This window comes from Psychromonas aquimarina ATCC BAA-1526, assembly GCF_000428725.1.
Taxonomy (GTDB): Bacteria; Pseudomonadota; Gammaproteobacteria; order Enterobacterales; family Psychromonadaceae; genus Psychromonas; species Psychromonas aquimarina.
Map to the genome: position 1 here is coordinate 1 of NZ_AUAM01000030.1, position 17,711 is coordinate 17,711.

Annotated in this window: 21 protein-coding genes and 1 tRNA gene; 9 read left to right on the forward strand and 13 right to left on the reverse strand. The window is 41.9% G+C overall.

Annotated features, from left to right (window positions below):
• Positions 1-18: 18 nt before the first annotated feature.
• From G337_RS0112240 to mutY, 3 genes are all read right to left on the reverse strand, one after another.
• Positions 19-94: transfer RNA gene (locus G337_RS0112240), tRNA-Phe, on the reverse strand.
• 135 nt (positions 95-229) lie between these two features.
• Positions 230-499 (reverse strand): oxidative damage protection protein, encoded by a 270-nt coding sequence (locus G337_RS0112245; RefSeq protein ID WP_028864144.1) that lies wholly within the window; start codon positions 497-499, stop codon positions 230-232.
• Between the two features lie 3 nt (positions 500-502).
• A complete protein-coding gene (gene mutY / locus G337_RS0112250; RefSeq protein ID WP_028864145.1) occupies positions 503-1,570 on the reverse strand; it encodes an A/G-specific adenine glycosylase in 1,068 nt (355 codons plus the stop codon).
• A 194-nt stretch (positions 1,571-1,764) separates the two neighbouring features.
• Between mutY and trmB the strand changes: the two genes are divergently transcribed.
• Positions 1,765-2,493 (forward strand): tRNA (guanosine(46)-N7)-methyltransferase TrmB, encoded by a 729-nt coding sequence (gene trmB / locus G337_RS0112255; protein WP_028864146.1) that lies wholly within the window; start codon positions 1,765-1,767, stop codon positions 2,491-2,493.
• A gap of 61 nt (positions 2,494-2,554) precedes the next feature.
• Here the strand turns inward: trmB and G337_RS0112260 are convergent, their stop codons facing one another.
• Together G337_RS0112260 and G337_RS0112265 are read right to left on the reverse strand one after the other, a co-directional pair.
• Entirely contained in the window at positions 2,555-2,932 is a 378-nt protein-coding gene (locus G337_RS0112260) for a DUF3461 family protein (RefSeq protein ID WP_028864147.1), read from the reverse strand.
• A gap of 174 nt (positions 2,933-3,106) precedes the next feature.
• A complete protein-coding gene (locus G337_RS0112265; protein WP_028864148.1) occupies positions 3,107-4,516 on the reverse strand; it encodes an alanine/glycine:cation symporter family protein in 1,410 nt (469 codons plus the stop codon).
• Positions 4,517-4,801: 285 nt separating this feature from the next.
• Between G337_RS0112265 and G337_RS0112270 the strand changes: the two genes are divergently transcribed.
• Positions 4,802-5,437 (forward strand): DUF5610 domain-containing protein, encoded by a 636-nt coding sequence (locus G337_RS0112270; RefSeq protein ID WP_028864149.1) that lies wholly within the window; start codon positions 4,802-4,804, stop codon positions 5,435-5,437.
• Between the two features lie 98 nt (positions 5,438-5,535).
• On the opposite strand, the gene G337_RS0112275 is transcribed toward G337_RS0112270, so the two are convergent.
• Complete coding sequence (locus tag G337_RS0112275) at positions 5,536-5,853, reverse strand: hypothetical protein (protein ID WP_028864150.1); 318 nt, start codon at positions 5,851-5,853, stop codon at positions 5,536-5,538.
• A gap of 44 nt (positions 5,854-5,897) precedes the next feature.
• The gene (gene epmB, locus G337_RS0112280) at positions 5,898-6,914 is read right to left on the reverse strand and encodes an EF-P beta-lysylation protein EpmB (protein ID WP_051303216.1); all 1,017 of its coding nucleotides are present in this window, start codon (positions 6,912-6,914) and stop codon (positions 5,898-5,900) included.
• A gap of 29 nt (positions 6,915-6,943) precedes the next feature.
• Here epmB and efp point away from each other — a divergent pair, with 29 nt between their 5' ends.
• On the forward strand, positions 6,944-7,513 hold the full coding sequence (gene efp / locus G337_RS0112285; protein ID WP_028864152.1) for an elongation factor P: 570 nt from the start codon (positions 6,944-6,946) through the stop codon (positions 7,511-7,513).
• 88 nt (positions 7,514-7,601) lie between these two features.
• On the opposite strand, the gene G337_RS0112290 is transcribed toward efp, so the two are convergent.
• The 5 genes from G337_RS0112290 to frdA form a co-directional block, all read right to left on the reverse strand.
• The gene (locus G337_RS0112290) at positions 7,602-8,453 is read right to left on the reverse strand and encodes a substrate-binding periplasmic protein (protein WP_028864153.1); all 852 of its coding nucleotides are present in this window, start codon (positions 8,451-8,453) and stop codon (positions 7,602-7,604) included.
• 19 nt (positions 8,454-8,472) lie between these two features.
• A complete protein-coding gene (gene frdD, locus G337_RS0112295) occupies positions 8,473-8,850 on the reverse strand; it encodes a fumarate reductase subunit FrdD (protein WP_028864154.1) in 378 nt (125 codons plus the stop codon).
• An 11-nt stretch (positions 8,851-8,861) separates the two neighbouring features.
• Positions 8,862-9,251, reverse strand: coding sequence for a fumarate reductase subunit C (locus G337_RS0112300; RefSeq protein ID WP_028864155.1), 390 nt, complete (start codon positions 9,249-9,251; stop codon positions 8,862-8,864).
• A 138-nt stretch (positions 9,252-9,389) separates the two neighbouring features.
• Positions 9,390-10,127, reverse strand: a complete 738-nt coding sequence (locus G337_RS0112305; protein ID WP_028864156.1) for a succinate dehydrogenase/fumarate reductase iron-sulfur subunit — start codon at positions 10,125-10,127, stop codon at positions 9,390-9,392.
• Positions 10,127-11,911, reverse strand: coding sequence for a fumarate reductase (quinol) flavoprotein subunit (frdA, locus tag G337_RS0112310; protein WP_028864157.1), 1,785 nt, complete (start codon positions 11,909-11,911; stop codon positions 10,127-10,129). The genes G337_RS0112305 and frdA overlap by 1 nt, the downstream gene beginning before the upstream one ends.
• A 306-nt stretch (positions 11,912-12,217) precedes the next feature.
• On the opposite strand from frdA, the gene epmA reads away from it, so the two are divergent.
• The 3 genes from epmA to G337_RS0112325 all read left to right on the forward strand — a co-directional run bounded on the left by epmA (position 12,218) and on the right by G337_RS0112325 (position 13,906).
• Positions 12,218-13,198 carry an elongation factor P--(R)-beta-lysine ligase gene (gene epmA / locus G337_RS0112315; protein WP_028864158.1) on the forward strand — a complete coding sequence of 327 codons (981 nt, stop codon included), beginning with the start codon at positions 12,218-12,220 and terminating at the stop codon, positions 13,196-13,198.
• 4 nt (positions 13,199-13,202) lie between these two features.
• Positions 13,203-13,427 carry a hypothetical protein gene (locus tag G337_RS0112320; RefSeq protein WP_028864159.1) on the forward strand — a complete coding sequence of 75 codons (225 nt, stop codon included), beginning with the start codon at positions 13,203-13,205 and terminating at the stop codon, positions 13,425-13,427.
• 218 nt (positions 13,428-13,645) lie between these two features.
• The gene (locus G337_RS0112325; RefSeq protein WP_028864160.1) at positions 13,646-13,906 is read left to right on the forward strand and encodes a DUF4404 family protein; all 261 of its coding nucleotides are present in this window, start codon (positions 13,646-13,648) and stop codon (positions 13,904-13,906) included.
• A 194-nt stretch (positions 13,907-14,100) separates the two neighbouring features.
• Here G337_RS0112325 and rpsT read toward each other — a convergent pair whose 3' ends face one another.
• Positions 14,101-14,361: a 30S ribosomal protein S20 gene (rpsT, locus tag G337_RS0112330; RefSeq protein ID WP_028864161.1), complete on the reverse strand. Its 261-nt coding sequence runs from the start codon at positions 14,359-14,361 to the stop codon at positions 14,101-14,103.
• A 325-nt stretch (positions 14,362-14,686) separates the two neighbouring features.
• On the opposite strand from rpsT, the gene murJ reads away from it, so the two are divergent.
• The 3 genes from murJ (at position 14,687) to ribF (ending at position 17,690) form a co-directional block, all read left to right on the forward strand.
• Positions 14,687-16,267, forward strand: a complete 1,581-nt coding sequence (gene murJ, locus G337_RS0112335) for a murein biosynthesis integral membrane protein MurJ (protein WP_028864162.1) — start codon at positions 14,687-14,689, stop codon at positions 16,265-16,267.
• Between the two features lie 207 nt (positions 16,268-16,474).
• Complete coding sequence (locus G337_RS0112340) at positions 16,475-16,756, forward strand: hypothetical protein (RefSeq protein WP_028864163.1); 282 nt, start codon at positions 16,475-16,477, stop codon at positions 16,754-16,756.
• Between the two features lies 1 nt (position 16,757).
• A complete protein-coding gene (gene ribF / locus G337_RS0112345) occupies positions 16,758-17,690 on the forward strand; it encodes a bifunctional riboflavin kinase/FAD synthetase (protein WP_028864164.1) in 933 nt (310 codons plus the stop codon).
• Positions 17,691-17,711 lie beyond the last annotated feature (21 nt).

Here is a 17,711-nt window from a genome sequence, read left to right on the forward strand (position 1 = left end):
CTTCAACAAACTAAAATATGGTGCTTCGTCTCGGAATTGAACCAAGGACACGAGGATTTTCAATCCTCTGCTCTACCGACTGAGCTAACGAAGCAGGAACGAGGCGTATTAAATAGATTTTCCCTTCGACCGTCAACCACTTTTTAATGTTTTAGCTGCTTTTTTTAGTGTTTGCCTGTGCTTTGAACGTTATCTGCTTCATTTGCGAACATTAACGCAGAAAATGAGCTTATTTCTCTGGTGTATAACCTTCAATATCAACGTCTTTATTTTCAAAAAGATAACCAATCATCGCTTCTTCAATGATTTTTCGATCTTCAAGGTTCATTAAATTTAACTTTTTTTCATTGATCAGCATGGTTTGTTTGTGCTGCCATTTTGTCCAGGCTTCCTGGCTGATATTGTCAAAAATGCGTTTTCCCAGTTCACCTGGAATCAGTTGAAAAGCAAGTCCGGGGGCTTCTTTTTTTAAATAACTACAAAATACAGTTCTAGACATTGTTTATTCCTTTTCATGAATTTTATTAACACTGCTTAATATTTTTTTGGTGGCCGCCGCCAGGCCGATTTTTTGCGGATGTTGTAAGTTATACCAAAGGCTGTCACTTTCTTCCATGACTTGTTTTATTTCCATTTTCGGCACTTCAATTAAAACGGGCGATATATCAAAATGATAGTGGCTGAAAGTGTGCCGGAAAGCGGGTAGTAATGTTTCCTGGTAATTTTCAATACCTGTGTCAGCTAACTTTTCCCGGCACTCGTCTAAGCTGCTAAATTCAGGAAAACACCATAATCTCCCCCAAATACCAACCGGTGGACGCTGCTTGAGTTGTATTGTCTGTGCGCTTTTATCCGCAAGCACCAGCATAAATGCATTTTTTACCGGAATTTTCTTTTTTGCTTTGGCAGTAGGAAACTCTTTCATGCTGCCGTCGGCAAAAGCTAAGCAGTCATTGTGCACCGGGCATTCACTACATTTAGGTTTAGTTCTGGTACAGACCATGGCACCCATATCCATCATTGCCTGATTAAATACATTAGTCTGTGTATGCGGCGTCAGCTTCTCAGCGAGTTTCCAGAGAGTGTTTTCGACACGTTTTTCACCCGTCCAGCCTTCAATGGTCTGATGGCGTGTTAAAACACGTTTCACATTACCGTCTAAAATAGCAAAGTGTTTATCTAAGGTCAGGGAAAGAACTGCACCTGCAGTGGAGCGTCCTATGCCTGGTAAATCAATAACCTGCTGAAACTCTTCTGGAAAATTACCGTTATAATTATCGCGGATAAACTGTGCTGCTTTATGCAGGTTGCGTGCTCTGGCGTAATAACCCAGCCCGGTCCAGTGGTGCAGTACTTCATCTAAAGGTGCGTTAGCAAGATAAGAGATGGTCGGAAAGGAACGCATAAATTTATTAAAATATGGAATTACAGTGGCAACTTGAGTCTGCTGCAGCATTACCTCGCTGATCCAGGTCTTATAGAGGCTTTTATCCTGCTGCCAGGGTAAGGTTTTACGGCCGAATTTTTGATGCCAGGCAATTATACGCCGGCTGAAGTTTTTGTGATTCAAAACAAACTCTTTGCTATTTTCTGGGAAAAATAGAGGATAACAGAGTTATTTCAAAAAATAACATTACAAAAATTAAGTGCATATCTGCATTGCTGTACGCATCTTTTTCTGCTGCTGATAAAGTCGATCCTTTCTTAAATATTATTGGTATAATGCGCAGATATTAATTACCAGTGAATTTCTAGGGTAGAAAAATGACAGATCAAGAAAACCAGGCTTCTGAGAAAACACAGCCTGTCGGCGAAGCGCGTTATATGCGTAAAATCCGCTCCTTTGTAAAACGTGAAGGGCGCATGACTAACCGTCAGCAGACGGCAATCGATACGCTATGGGCAACCATGGGCGTTGATTATCAAGAAAAAGAGCTGGACTTCACCGAGTTATTCGGCCGCGATGCACCTGTTGTTTTAGAGATTGGTTTCGGCATGGGTAAATCATTAGTTGAAATGGCTAAAAATGCACCGGAGAAAAACTTTTTCGGTATTGAAGTACATGGTCCAGGTGTCGGCGCTTGTTTAGCGGACGCGGGAGAAGCGGGTTTAACCAATCTGCGTGTAATTAATCATGACGCTGTTGAAGTATTAGAGTTTATGATCCCGGATGAAAGTCTGGCAACCTTCCAGCTTTACTTCCCGGATCCTTGGCATAAAGCACGTCATCATAAACGCCGTATTGTGCAGCCGGAATTTATTGAAAATATGCGTCCTAAGTTAGCTATTGGCGGGGTGATCCATATGGCAACTGACTGGGAAAATTATGCTGAGCATATGTTAGAAGTATTAAAAGCAGCGTCAGATTTTAAAAACAGCTGTGATAGTGACTATGCTCCCCGCCCGGAATGGCGTCCGCTGACTAAGTTTGAAAACCGTGGTAACAACCTTGGTCATGGTGTATGGGATCTGTTATTTGAGCGTATCAGCTAGTCTTATATTGTCATTAAATCCCAACTAATGAAAAGCCTGCAGTCTGCAGGCTTTTTTCTTCTTAAAGCTTTTCCAGTTTACGTTCAATTTCTTTGATTTTGCTGGTTACAACGGATTCTAAATGCTTTAAGTCATCTAAGACCTGCATTTTTATCTCTTTTTCGTGTTTTACATGGACGGTAAGAATATCGAGTTCTTGGATGATAGGGCGCAGGGTGCTGTTGATTTCAGAAATATTTCGAAAACCGGGAGTGCCGTGATCACCGCTTACTTTTTTGCTCTGTCTTGGGAATTTAAATTTCACGCTTTTGGCAAAAAAATCACGACTGCCTTTACGAAAGTAAATTTTTAGAATGTCGTTACCGGCTTCCTGGCGAAGGGTATAACGTTCGATGTTCTCATGATTTAATACGCCGATATTATTCAGGTTGGGATACATAGCTGTTCCTTTCAGTAATGAAATATTCAGCTAATAGTTGTAGTCGCAGGATTTAAAATATTCAATGTTGAATAATGAAGGTTCAGAGCTTTATTGTATTATTTAAAGAAAAACAGATATTAAAAAAAAACCTGCAGTATGCAGGTTTTTTTATTGGTGAGTTTTGTGCTGGAATTATTTCTTTTCCCAGACTCCCGGTTCAATTTTCCTGTCAAGTTCCGGTATCTTGGTGCGATCGAAAGTCGGTACTTTACCGGCATCTAACTGTACATTGTAATCTTTAGCTAGTTTTACTACTTCATTAGACAGTAACAAAATTGCAATTAAGTTTACGATAGCCATTAACCCCATGGATACATCGGCAAGCGCCCAGATCACTTCATTACTTTGGGTTGCGCCGAACATAATCATACCCAGTACAGCAATACGCAGTGTATTAACACCGTGAGAGTGCTTATGCTGCAGGAACATTAAGTTGGTTTCTGCGTATGAGTAGTTGGCAATAATAGATGTGAAAGCAAAGAACATTAATGCGACAGCAACAAACTCGCCGCCCCAGTTTCCTACCTGGCCGTCTAATGCGCGCTGGGTTATTTCAACACCTCCCATTCCGGAAAATGACTCGATACCGCCGGATAATAAAATAATTGAAGCTGTTGCTGTACAGATAATTATGGTGTCGATAAATACACCCAGCATCTGCACATAACCCTGTGAAGCAGGGTGAGGAGGATAAGGTGATGCCGTTGCCGCCGCGTTAGCCGCACTACCCATGCCGGCTTCGTTAGAGAATAAACCACGCTTGATGCCGGTCATTACCATTACACCAAATGCACCGCCGCTTGCTTCCTGCCAGCCGAATGCTGAATCAAAAATCATTTTTAGGATAGCTGGAATTTCTGCAATATTAGTCACTACCACATAAAATGCGATTAATAGATAAGCCATTGCCATAAAAGGAACAATTCTTTCTGAGATGCGTGCAATACCGCGGATACCGGTAAAAATAACAAATCCGGAAATAACAAACAGAATAATACCAACATTGGTTTTATCCATCTGGAATGATTCGTGCAGCGCCGCGGTAATTGAATTTGCCTGCACAGCATTAAATACCAGGCCGAAAGCAATAATCAAAAAGACGGCAAACAGAGTGCCCATCCAGCGTGCGTTTAAGCCTCGCTCCATATAATAAGCCGGACCACCGCGGAAGTTGCCGTCGTCATCGTGTACTTTATAAGCTTGTGCTAATGTGCTCTCTGCAAAACTGGTTGCCATACCGATCAATGCGATTAACCACATCCAGAAAATGGCCCCGGCGCCACCGACTGTGATGGCAATTGCTACACCGGCCAGGTTACCCGTACCAACACGAGCTGCTAAGCTGGTTGAAAGGGCCTGAAATGATGAAATACCTTCTCTGTCTGATTTACGGCTGTTACGCATTACCGTGAAAGTGTGTAAAAAATGTCTGATTTGAATAAAACCTAAACGGACAGTGAAATATAGACCTGTACCAATCAATAGATATACAAGGATTTGCCCCCATAAAATGCCGTTGATTGAGTTGAAAAGTTCTAACATAGATGTCGCCTTTAGTCGGAAAATATAGATCCTGCTTATATTTTCATTTATGAAAAGCCTGTAACTTAACGTTTTCCCAAAAAAAATGAAGCGAATAAATCAACTTTATGTTGTTTTTTTTCAAAAAATCACAATTCATTGCTTTTTGTATGCTGAACGTGCTTGTAAGTGTTTGTAATTAATGGGATGTGCAGGCTGTGTTTGAATTGTATTCAAAGCGCTGTTTAAGTTTTGAGCAAACAGGCCGATACTTACTATATATACTTCAACAAAGAGGTATCTGTTATGGATCCTAAAATTAACGCAAATAGTGCTTTTAATCAAGATGTTCGTGCACTTGCCAAAGCTGAGCATAAAAAAGAAAACGGACCGATAGGAGGGCAGGTTTCCGAACTAGCACATGCCAAAAATGCTGAAAAAATACAAACGCCTGTTTCAGTCACAAATAAAAAACAGCTGAACGCAGCCATTCTGCAGTCAACGCTGGAGTTTAGTGAGACTATTGCCGATAAGCCGCTTTCTTTACTGTTAAAGACGGCTCTGCAGGGGATAAACGAAGCGCTGCAGGAGATGGGAGTAGAAACTAAGGTTGAAGAGGCTTATGATTCAGGTCTTGATGTCAGCCCGGAAGCAACGGCCGAGCGTATTGTTTCTTTTAGTACGCAGTTTTTCAGCCTCTACCATGAACAACATCCAGAAATGCAGGAGCAGGAAGCATTGACCAGTTTTATTGCTGTGATTGGCGGTGGAATCGATCAGGGCTTTTCAGAAGCCCGCGATATACTGCACGGTTTAAATGTATTAGAGGGTGATATTGCATCTAATATAGATAAAACCTATGAACTGGTACAGCAGGGACTGCAGTCCTTTATAGACAGTTATGCTCAGCCTCTGGAGGAGTCGGAAGATACTGCGCAATGAGTTTTTGGCGCTTGTTTGTAGGGATAGCTGGATAAAGAAAAGGGCGAACAGTCTGTCTGTTTGCCCTTAAATTAAAGAAAAGCTTGTCACTACCAGGCTTAATCTTTCAAGTTTATTTTAAATGAACTAAGTGTCTTAAAAAGCAGCTCAATTTTCACTACGATTGCAGGTAATAAGGTTTTGTAATGCTCTTCATTATCGACCTGAATTTCCTGTAAATCAGCAGCCAGTTCTTCTACATAGGGTAAAAAGGTGCTGGAATGATTTTTAAAAGCGCTGTCTGCGCTGAATACCTGTGCAAAACTGGCTTTGTCCTGTTTGCGTAAAACTTCAAGCTGCTTATCTGCATCAACTGCTTTATGGTAAATAATTTTTACATTTTCTTGTAATTGTTTAACAACGTTTTCTTTGCTCATTATTTTTTCCTATTTGATGCTAACTGCACTATTACTTTAGCGCATTATAACGAATTAATAACAGTTTTACTTTTTTGACCGGCAATTTCCCTACTTAGCTTGGGTACTAAATACCCCGGTAATGCGATGCTCATCTCCTGAATCAGCTGCTGTGCTTTTTTCTCTGCTAAATCAAAATGCTGTGCGCCCTGCACCTTGTCTAGTAAAAACAGGTAATAAGGCAGGATATGGGCATCGAATAAAGCTTCACTGAGCGCAATTAAAGCCTGACTGTTATCATTAACTCCTTTTAATAACACCCCTTGATTTAAAAGCTGAACGCCCGCCTCCTTGAGTTTGAGCATGGCATCTTTAAAATCGCGGTCAATTTCATTGCCGTGATTAATGTGTAAAACAAAAACTACATTTAAGCGAGTTTGTTTAAGAATCTCACACAACTGCTCTGTTATACGTGCCGGGATAACAACGGGTAACCGAGTATGAACCCGCAAACGGGTCAACTGCGGTAATAAACTCAATTCCTTAAGTAGATAGTGCAGAAAGTCATCTTTGCTCATCAGCGGATCACCGCCGCTTAATATCACTTCGTTTACTTCCGGGTGTGCTTTAAGGTAAGTGATAATTTCCTGGAGCTGTTTTTTATTAATATTATTATCCTGATACGGAAAATGGCGCCGGAAACAGTAGCGGCAGTTAACTGCACAGCCGGATTTTAAAATCAGCAGAACGCGGCTTTTATATTTATGCAGTAAGCCGGGTACTGCGCTTTCATGTTCCTGCAGGGGATCAAAACTATAATCAGGACTGATTAACTGTTCATCTGCAACAGGCAGAACCTGCTTTAATAAAGGATCATTTATATCGCCCTTTTTCATTTTCCTGATAAACGGATGTGGTACTAACATAGGAAAACTTTTACGTGCAGCATCACTAAACTGCAGACTTTGCGGGGATATATCTAATAATTGCAGAAGCTGCAGCGGATTTTTAATCGCATTTGCCAGTTCTTTTTGCCAAGAGGGCAACTCGTCGGTATTATTCACGGTAATTATTTGTGCCATTTTTAAAATTAATTTATATAGAGGTTATTATGGGAACGTATAGTACCAGTGAATTCAAAGGCGGGCTAAAATTCATGCTTGATAAAGAGCCTTGTGCAATTATCGAGAATGAATTCGTTAAACCTGGTAAAGGACAAGCGTTTAACCGCGTGAAACTTCGTAAACTGCTGTCAGGCAAAGTGATTGAAAAAACATTTAAGTCTGGCGAGACAGTTGAGTCTGCTGATGTAATGGATTTTGATCTTGCTTATCTTTATAACGACGGTGAGTTTTTCCATTTTATGAACAATGAAACATTTGAGCAGATCGCCGCAGATCAGAAAGCGGTTGGTGATATGGAAAAATGGCTGGTTGAGCAGGATATGTGTACTATCACAACCTGGAACGATAACCCGATTGCTGTTACACCGCCAAACTTCGTTGAAATTGAAGTAACGGATACTGATCCTGGTCTTAAAGGTGATACCGCTGGTACTGGCGGTAAACCTGCTACTCTAGCAACTGGTGCTGTTATTCGAGTACCGTTGTTTATCCAGATTGGTGAAGTTGTTAAAGTTGATACACGCAGCGCTGAATATGTTGGTCGTGTAAAAAAATAAGCACTGTGCACTAAGCAGGTTGTGAAGACGAAAAACCAGTTATTAATAACTGGTTTTTTTATAGCTGTATTAATATTTATAAGCTTTCTTATTTCTTTTTGTTCTCCGGCAGTTTCTTAGCCGCTGGAATATTTTCATTATGCTGATATTGATGTACATGTCTTTTATCAGGATCGCCGTTCAAGTCATATCTTTTTTTCAGCTTATCAATATCGTCTTTTCGTTCGATTAAAAACTGGTTAAATTGTCTGATAACAGCAGGGTATTTAATCGAAGAGAGTCTCCGTTGACTGCGAAGGAAAGGTAAACTGTTCTCAAAGATTAATGCATCCGCTTTGTATCCCGAGTGTGAAAGGTAATGGCGGCTGATTGTTGTATTAAAATAAGCGCCGTCAACTCGCCCCTCTAATGCCAGCTGCAGCAGACGCTTGTAATCCGTTGTTCTGACTATCAGAAGCTCTCCCTGCTGTTCTTTGTACAGATATGCCTGTGGTAATGTGAAGCCGTTAATGACACTGATACTTTTGAGTTCATTAAGTGCGGTGCCTTTTTTGTCGGGAACAAGCATAATACCGTCGGTATACTCGACAACAGGTGCGCTGTATTTTATATCTGTGCTGTTTTTTAACTCTGCCTGCCAGAGTTCATTATCCGGATATTTAAAATCAAACTTCCCGGCAATATATTCGGCATATAAACGTCTAATCGGACGAACTTTATAGTCGAAAGTATAATTATGACTAGCGGCAAACATATCCAGTAACTCGCGGTTAAAACCACGATATTGATTATTTTTAAATTCAGAGTATGGGTGGTATTCAAAGAAGTTCTGTACGCCGATAGTAAAAACATCCTTACTGAATGACGGAGATGGGGTGCTTAAGAATAGAATAAATACAGTACAACAGACTGTATTTATTCTATTTGCTGGTTTGTGCATTTAGCGGATTAACCTCGGGCTAAAACATCTGCAGCAGCAGGGTAAAAACAAATATGCTGGCGGCAAAAGCAAAGCCGTAACAGATAACCTGCTGCCAGTCACGGCCGCGGTTAATGCCGATATCATGCAGAGCATGAAAAATACGGTGCAGTGTATGCCATAACGGTAATGCAACTAAAACGAGAACAATAACTGCTCCGTACCAGGTTGTTGCAAAGCCGTGAATTTTTTCATAGCTGAAATTCTGGCTGTTGATAATTCCCAGCGGAATTAAAATGCCGGTTATTAATATCATAACCGGAGTAAGAAAAGCGGTGAGCATGCCGCCTGCACCAAATAATCCCCAAAATACCGGCTCATGAGAACGTTTGTAGGTTTTTTCTGTTGTCTCTGACATTTCTAGCTCCCTTATAACGTAATAATTAACAGGCAAAAAACAGTAACTACAGCGAAAGCACCGTAATGACCGGCAACGATGACTTTATCTTCCAGCCTTTTACCTTTCAGCCATAAATCAACTGCTTTTGGTGCCAGCGAAAACCAGGTTATGGTGTGGTACAGCGCCAGTGCAAGTGCGAGCAGGTGGATGAAAATTGAAAAGGGGCTCTGCAGAGCTTCAAGCCAGCCGTTAAATGCCGCTTCACCCTGACTGAGGCGGAGAACCCCCCAGGCTAGAATCAGACTGTATAAAGTTATCAAAACACTGCTTCCTTCCCGGATCATGTATTTTGTATAAAAAGCATGTTTCAGCCACCAGTCGGTGGGTAATTCGCGTTTATAAGGTTTACGTTTGGTCATTTGCTGCTCCTCTTTCTTTGCCGCACTGCTGTGTTTGAAAAGCAGCAGTGCGCTGCCAAGGTTAATATTATCAATATGAGAAGTACCGTGAGCTTTGAACCGCAGCTTAAGGTACGGTTCAAAGCATCACATGTTTCTTTATTCCGGTTTAAACATACCGATCAGGTAATCTTTACTGCTTTCCACTTTTAATAGCTGAATAGCAGCTGCCGGATCGACATCTTTAGGACATACAACAGAGCAGTAACCGACAAAAGTACAGCCCCAGACTCCTTCTTCCTGATTTACGATTTTCATCCGCTGTGCTTCGCCGCCGTCACGGCTGTCACGGTTATAGCGGGCAAGCAGTGCCAGTGCCGCCGGGCCGGTAAACTTGTTATCAAGAGCATATTGCGGGCAGGCTGCATAACAAAGCCCGCAGTTGATACACATTGAAAACTGTTTAAATTTGGCCATCTGTTCCGGAGTCTGCTGATAGGTACCTTCTGACAGACATTTTTCTTTTTCAGGAATAATATAAGGTTTCACTTCTTCTAGTTTTTTGATGAAGTCATCCATTACTACTACAAGATCGCGCTCTATAGGGAAGTTAGCTAAAGGCTCTAAGCTAACTTTTTTAGGATAATAATCGCGCAGGAAAGCTTTACAGCCTAATTTAGGTACACCGTTAACCATCATGCCGCAGCTGCCGCAGATCGCCATACGGCATGACCAGCGGAAGCTGATAGTGCTGTCGAGATGATCTTTAATGTACTGCAGCGCTTCTAAAATTGACATATCCGGTGTATAGGGGACTTCGAACATCTGTGTAAACGGCTTTTCATCCATCTCCGGACGGTAGCGAAGTACATCAATTTCAATCATTAACTCACTCATTAAACTTTCTCCTGTGTAGCGCCTGCTTTCTCTGATGCTGCACCATATACACGTTCGGCCGGCTGGCTTTTAGTGATTTTTACTGATGAGTAGTCAATTTTCGGTGCTTTATCTGCCTGGTAAAAGGCCAGTGAATGTTTTAGGAACTTATCATCATCACGCTTTTCAAAACCGTCAATACGCTGATGAGAGCCGCGGGATTCTTCTCTTAAAATCGCACTGTGCGCCATTGCCTCTGCTGTATCGAGTAAGTAACCCAGCTCAACTGCATATAAAAACTCAGTATTAAATACGCTGGATTTATCGTTGATCTGGATATTTTTGTAGCGCTCTTTAAGTTCGGCTAATTTATCAATGGTTTTCTGCATGGACTCTTTGGTACGGTAGATTCCAACACCCTCTTCCATACTGTCACCCATCTCCTGGCGGATATCGGCCATTTTCTCAGTACCGCTGCTGTGCAGCTGCGCTTCGGTGCGCTCTAAAACAGCTTCCGCCTGTTTTTTCAGAGGGGCAATTTTTTCATGCTTATTAGCGTGTGCGTAATTAGCCGCTTCCTGACCGGCTAACTGACCAAATACAGCAAGCTCAGTTAATGAGTTTGAACCAAGGCGGTTTGCACCATGCAGGCCGACAGAAGCACACTCGCCGATAGCGTATAACCCCTGCAGGCTGGTAGCTGTTTTGGCATCAGTTTCAATGCCGCCCATAGTGTAATGTACGGTAGGGCGGACAGGGATTGGTTCATGTACCGGATCAACACCCACATAAGCCTTGGCAAGTTCACGTATAAACGGCAGACGCTCATTAATTTTTTCTTCGCCAAGATGACGCAGATCCAGATGTACTACGTCACCTCTTTCACCTTTAATTACATTGCCTTTCTGCTGTTCCTGCCAGAAACATTGACTGAGTTTGTCACGCGGTCCCAGTTCCATATATTTGTTTTTAGTCTGGCCGACGGGGACTTCTGGCCCTAAACCGTAATCCTGCAGATAACGGTAGCCGTCTTTATTTAATAAAATACCGCCTTCACCACGGCAGCCTTCGGTCATTAAAATACCGCTGCCTGGTAAACCGGTCGGGTGGTACTGTACAAATTCCATATCCCGCAGTGCTACGCCGTGGCGGTAAGCAAGCGACATGCCGTCTCCGGTTACAATACCGCCGTTGGTATTATAACTGTATACGCGCCCGGCTCCGCCGGTTGCCATGATCACGGATTTTGCCTGAATAAGTTTTGCTTCCCCTTCGGCAATATCCAGGATTAAAAGCCCTTGAATTTTACCGTCTTCAACAAGCAGATCTAAACAGAAATGTTCATCAAAACGGGTGATTTTCGGATGCTGCACTGAAGTTTGAAAAAGAGTATGTAATATATGGAATCCGCTTTTATCTGCTGCAAACCAGGTGCGTTCTATTTTCATGCCGCCGAATGCGCGTACGTTAATGCTGCCGTCTTCTTTGCGGCTCCACGGGCAGCCCCAATGTTCGAGCTGAGTAAGCTGCTTTGAGGCATTTTCAACAAAATACTGGACCACATCCTGCTCACATAACCAGTCACCGCCGGCAACGGTATCATTGAAATGGTTATCGAGGGAGTCGTGATCCTGAGCAACACCGGCTGCTCCGCCTTCTGCCGCCACGGTATGACTGCGCATGGGATAAACTTTGGATATTAATGCGATATCCAGATCGGGATGATTTTCTGCAATTTCAATAGCGGCTCGTAAACCTGAACCGCCTGCGCCTACAATGGCTACATCTGTTTTAATTATCTGCACTCTTTTACTCCCATCAAAATTATATTTAATTGATCTGACAATTTAGTGTATCAGTGCTGTTTTAAATTTTCGTGATCCAAACAGGATAATATTGAACAATATATTAATACTGAGAGGTAACGCAAATGTGTTTTAAGCAATTGTTAATATTAGGGTTAGTTGGTTGATAACAACTATCAAAGAGTTTTTATTCCTGCTAAATCAATTCTTAGGTAAACTAACCATAAATTGATTAATTAAGCTCTTTTAGCCGGCGGCTGACAGTGCGGATAAATTGATCAAATTGTTCTGAAAATAGGAAATATAATGACCTGGTTACCTTCCGCAGACTTAAAACAGCTGCAGCAAAGAGCGAAAATAATACAAAATATCCGCAGTTTTTTTATCTGCCGCGGTTTATTAGAGGTGGAGACTCCAACGTTAAGCCAGGCCGGCGTGACTGATATTCATCTGTTCTGTTTTCAGACAATGTTTATCGGGCCGCAGATATCTTCGACAAAAGCGGACTGTTCAGGTTTACCTTTGTATCTGCAGACATCACCTGAATTTCATATGAAACGTCTTTTGTCAGCCGGCAGCGGCTCAATCTTTCAAATCAGCAAAGCTTTTCGTAATGAAGAGTCCGGACGTTTCCATAACCCTGAGTTTACGCTTCTGGAATGGTATCAGGTCGGATTTGATCATCATCGCTTAATGGATGAGATGGATCAGCTGCTGCAGCTGGTGCTTAGCTGCGAGTCTGCCCGACGCTGCAGTTATCAGGAGGCATTTATCGAGGTGTTAGCGGTTGACCCGCTGCAGAGTTCACTTGAGGAGCTTAAACAGGCTGGATCTGCTTTGGATCTTGGGGAAGTATTAAGCTGTGAAACAGATCGGGATACCATTTTACAGCTGCTGTTCTGCGTGGCGGTGGAGCCGGTTATTGCTCAGGATAAACCGTGTTTTGTTTATAATTTCCCAGCTTCTCAGGCCGCTTTAGCGCGAATTTCAGCAACGGATCCCCGTGTTGCTGAGCGGTTTGAAGTTTATTATAAAGGAATTGAACTGGCGAACGGCTTTCATGAATTAAGTGATGCCGAGGAGCAGCTGAAACGTTTTCAGGAAGATAACCGTCTGCGGGAGCTAAAAGGGTTAGAACAGATGCCTATTGATCAGAATTTTATTGATTCACTTACCTTTTTACCGGACTGTGCCGGTGTGGCTTTAGGCATTGATCGTTTAATTATGCTGGCCGCCGGGCAGGAGCATATTGACCATGTATTAAGTTTTGCGGTTAAGAGGGCCTGACAGCATGGCTAAGTTATGGTTAACGGAGCGGAACTATTCTTTCGGGGCATCTCTTTGCCGGATTATTTACTGGCTAGCTGCCGTTTACCTTTCCTCTTTATATTTACAGCACTGTTCACAATTCAGCTGGTTTAAAATTGGTCTAATGCTGATAAGTGTCACTTTTGTGGTCGGTTTTCTACTGCTGGGGCGTTGTCTTGATCACCTTTTTAAACAGCCGAAATCCTAACTGTTTAATTTAAGACTACACTTTTATTATACCAATTCCATTGATTAGATGAGTTATTTAGGCGTAGGAAAAATGGATGATGGCAAGGCGTTGATTGCAGTAACTAGTCGCTCTAATTACAAAATCAAGAACGAAGCCAGCGTTCATTTTAACCAGCATAAATGAATAGATAATCATTGGATTTGGTACCAAAACTTTAATCAGCAATAGAGGTGTTTATGGCAATTACAAAAGTGAAGTCAGAATTTGAAAAGTTATCGGCAGCTATAGCTGATGATCTTATTGCTGATGAATGTACCGCTGGTGAACTGCGTTTAGTTCACGATCAGTTTCAAGAAGCGATAATCTCCCGGGATCCGGCACAGCTTATCCGTGATAAAAAACTGGCACAGCAGCTGCTAGTTTTTGAAGAAAGCAATCCTGTTATTGGTAAAGCCATTAAAGATCTGATGACAGCATTATCCGGAATGGGGATTTAACTGCAGCCTGCTTAAATCAAATATTAAAAATAAAAAAGGGAGCTGATGCTCCCTTTTGCTTATCCAGCTAAAAATAAGACACAAAAAAACCGACATAAAGTCGGTTTTTGTTCAGGCTTAAAATGAAAGTACTGTATTACAGTGCTTTCATTTTTGCCGAATATATCAAAGGCTTTAAAAAAGCCGAATCAATATTAAAGTGCTTTAATCTTAGCAGAAAGACGGCTTTTCTTACGAGCAGCAGTATTCTTGTTGATTAAGCCTTTAGTTGCGTAGCTGTCTAAAACTGATTGAAGTTTTAAAAACTCAGCTGTAGCAAGTTCTTTGTTTGCAGCTTCGATTGCAACAACAACTTTCTTGATGAAAGTACGCATCATTGTACGACGGCTTGCGTTATGTTTACGGCGTTTTTCAGATTGAATCGCACGTTTTTTAGCAGACTTGATATTAGCCAAGACCTTAACTCCTAAATTCTGTATACAAGGGATAATCAAAGGTCGTGGAATATGCCTTGTAACACGTATATTGTCAAATGGTTTCTTTTTAACCGCTTAAAAAACTGGTAAGAAACCAGGTAGATGGTTAAACTGCGCGCATTTTATACCCAAACAGCTTATAGATGCAACTTGATCCTGTAGTTAACAGTGCTGAAAACGGGTGATATCCGCATGCAGTATATTTTATTTTTATTTTGCTTGTTAAATTAGTGTGTTATTGATCACAGTAATGTGTTTTGCTGTACAGCTGTTTTATTACAAAAATATTTTCGGGAAGTTGATTGTGAGTAAAAAATTATTGAGATCCGGTTTGATTGTCAGCTCAATGACTTTAGTTTCAAGACTGTTAGGTTTAGTTCGAGATGTAGTGATTGCAAATTTAATGGGGGCCGGCGCAGCCGCTGATGTTTTTTTCTTCGCGAATAAGATCCCTAATTTTCTGCGTCGTTTGTTTGCCGAGGGCGCCTTTGCACAAGCTTTTGTACCGGTATTAACTGAGTATGAAAAAACCAAATCTCCCGATGAGGTAAAAAAACTGATTGCCGCCGTATCCGGAACTCTGGGCACGATAGTGACGATTATTACCATCCTGGGGGTTGTCGGATCGTCGGTGATCACTGCTTTATTCGGCTTCGGCTGGTTTTTAGAATGGTGGAACGACGGGGCGGAAGCGCAGAAATTTGAGCTGGCTTCACTGATGTTAAAGATTACTTTTCCCTATTTGTGGTTTATTACTTTTACGGCATTGTCCGGCGCTATTTTAAATACCCTGGGCAAATTTGCTGTGGCGGCATTTACACCGGTATTTTTAAATATTGCCATAATCGCCTGTGCACTTTTCCTTTCACCCGGCTTAGCACAACCGGAAATAGGCCTGGCTGTCGGTGTCTTTATCGGCGGTGCAGTGCAGTTCTTTTTCCAGATTCCATTTTTACGTAGAGAAAATATGCTGGTCAGGCCTACCTGGAGCTGGTCTCACCCCGGTGTTGTAAAAATACGAACCCTAATGATTCCGGCAATATTTGGTGTTTCTGTTAGTCAGATTAATCTGCTCCTTGATACTCTGATTGCGAGTTTTTTACAAACGGGCTCAATCAGCTGGTTATATTATTCAGACCGCCTGCTGGAGTTTCCGCTAGGTTTGTTTGGTATTGCTATTGCTACGGTTATTTTACCAAGTTTATCTTCATCCCATGTTACCGAATCAAAGGAGCATTTTGCGAAAACTCTAGACTGGGGTATTCGTATGGTGTGTTTTTTAGGATTTCCAGCAATGTTAGGTTTAATTGTGCTGGCTGAACCTATGCTGCGGGTATTATTTATGCGCGGTGAATTTGATATGCATGATGTGTCGATGGCATCAATGAGTTTGTGGGCATATGCCAGCGGTCTGCTCAGCTTTATGCTGGTGAAAATTTTAGCGCCGGGGTATTACTCGCGTCAGGATACCAAAACACCGGTTAAATACGGCATTATCGCGATGCTCAGCAATATGGTGTTAAATATTATTTTTGCGATTCCTTATGGTTATGTCGGTCTGGCGATTGCGACTGCATTGTCGGCAACATTAAATGCTTCTCTATTGTGGTTAGGTTTATACCGAAGCGGTGTTTATCAGGTGCAGAAAGGCAGTATTTCAGTACTGCTGCGCATTGCCGCAGCCGGCCTGCTGATGGCCGCGGGGTTATTTATGTACAGCCCGTCTTTGCTGGAGTGGACTCAATTCTCGCTGTTTGAGGCTGCCTTAAAATTGTTTACCTTGATAGGCTGCGCTGTTGTGTTTTATTTTGCTGCGCTGGGCATTATCGGCATCCGTTTTTCACATTTTAAAGTTTCAGTAGAGAATGATAAAAATGAGAGCTGAATAGTTGCTCACTCTGATATATAATCCTCTCTTTTGCATTTTATAGATCTTAAATAAGTCAAAATAATGAAATTACTGCGCGGTGTTCACAATCTAAAAATGAGCACCGAGGTCGCGTATTAAGTATTGGGGCAGACTTTAATGACAGCTATGGGATTCATTTCGGCTGAAGTGCATTTTTAGTGCAGAGAGTAATGGTTAAATAGCATGAAATTATTACGTGGTATCCACAATCTAAAAAATGAGCACCGAGGCCGCGTATTAAGTATTGGTGCCGGTTTTATTGACAGCAATGGGATTCATTTCTGCTGCCGTGCCTTCTTAGCGCAGAAAAAATGGTTAAATAGCATGAAATTATTGCGTGGTATTCACAATTTAAAAAATGAGCACCGAGGCTGCGTATTAAGTATTGGTGTAGGTTTTAATGACAGCAATGGTATTCATTTCGGCAGCTGTGCACTTTTCTTGTTGAGAACAATGGTTAAATAGCATGAAATTATTGCGTGGCATTCACAATTTGAAAAATGAGCACCGAGGCTGCGTATTAAGTATCGGCAACTTTGACGGCATTCATTTAGGCCATCAAGCGGTTCTGAATCGTTTATTAATAGAGGCTGAACGCCTTAATGTACCGGCCGTTGTTTTGACTTTTGAGCCTCAGCCGGCGGAACTGTTTGCCGGGGATAATGCACCGGCGCGTTTAAGCCGTCTGCGTGATAAGTTTGTGCAGTTAGAAAAGCAAGGTCTGGACCGTTTATTATGCGTCTCTTTTACGCATCATTTTGCCAATCTAAGTGCTGAAGATTTTATTGCTGAACTACTGATTAAGAAACTGGATATAAAGTATCTGGTGGTTGGCGATGATTTCCATTTTGGTTATCAGCGTAAAGGCGATTTTGCACTGCTTAAACAGGCCGGTAAAAAGTACGGCTTTGAAGTGATTGATACACAGAGTTTAATGCAGAGTGATCTGCGTATCAGCAGTACCCGTATTCGTGATGCTTTAGCGCAGGGAGACCTGCAGCGAGCCTCTGCCATGTTGGGGCGAAAATACAGCATTGCCGGCAGAGTTGTGCATGGTCAGAAGCTCGGTCGTACAATCGGCGTGCCGACTGCAAATCTGCTGTTAAAGCGTCGAGTTTCTCCGGTCTCTGGAGTTTACGTTGTTTCGGTTCTGGGTATAAACGAAAAAGTTTATCAGGGAGTTGCTAATATAGGGCAGCGTCCGACCGTACAGGGAGTTCGTCAGCAGCTGGAGGTGCACCTGTTTGATTTCAGCGCGGATCTCTATGGACTGCAGTTAGAAGTTATTTTAGAAGAAAAACTGCGTGATGAAGTACGATTTGATTCATTCGCAGAATTAAAAATTCAAATTGATAAAGATATTGAACTGGCCAGAGAGTGGCACAATAAAAAATCGTAATTACACATTATGTTAATGGAA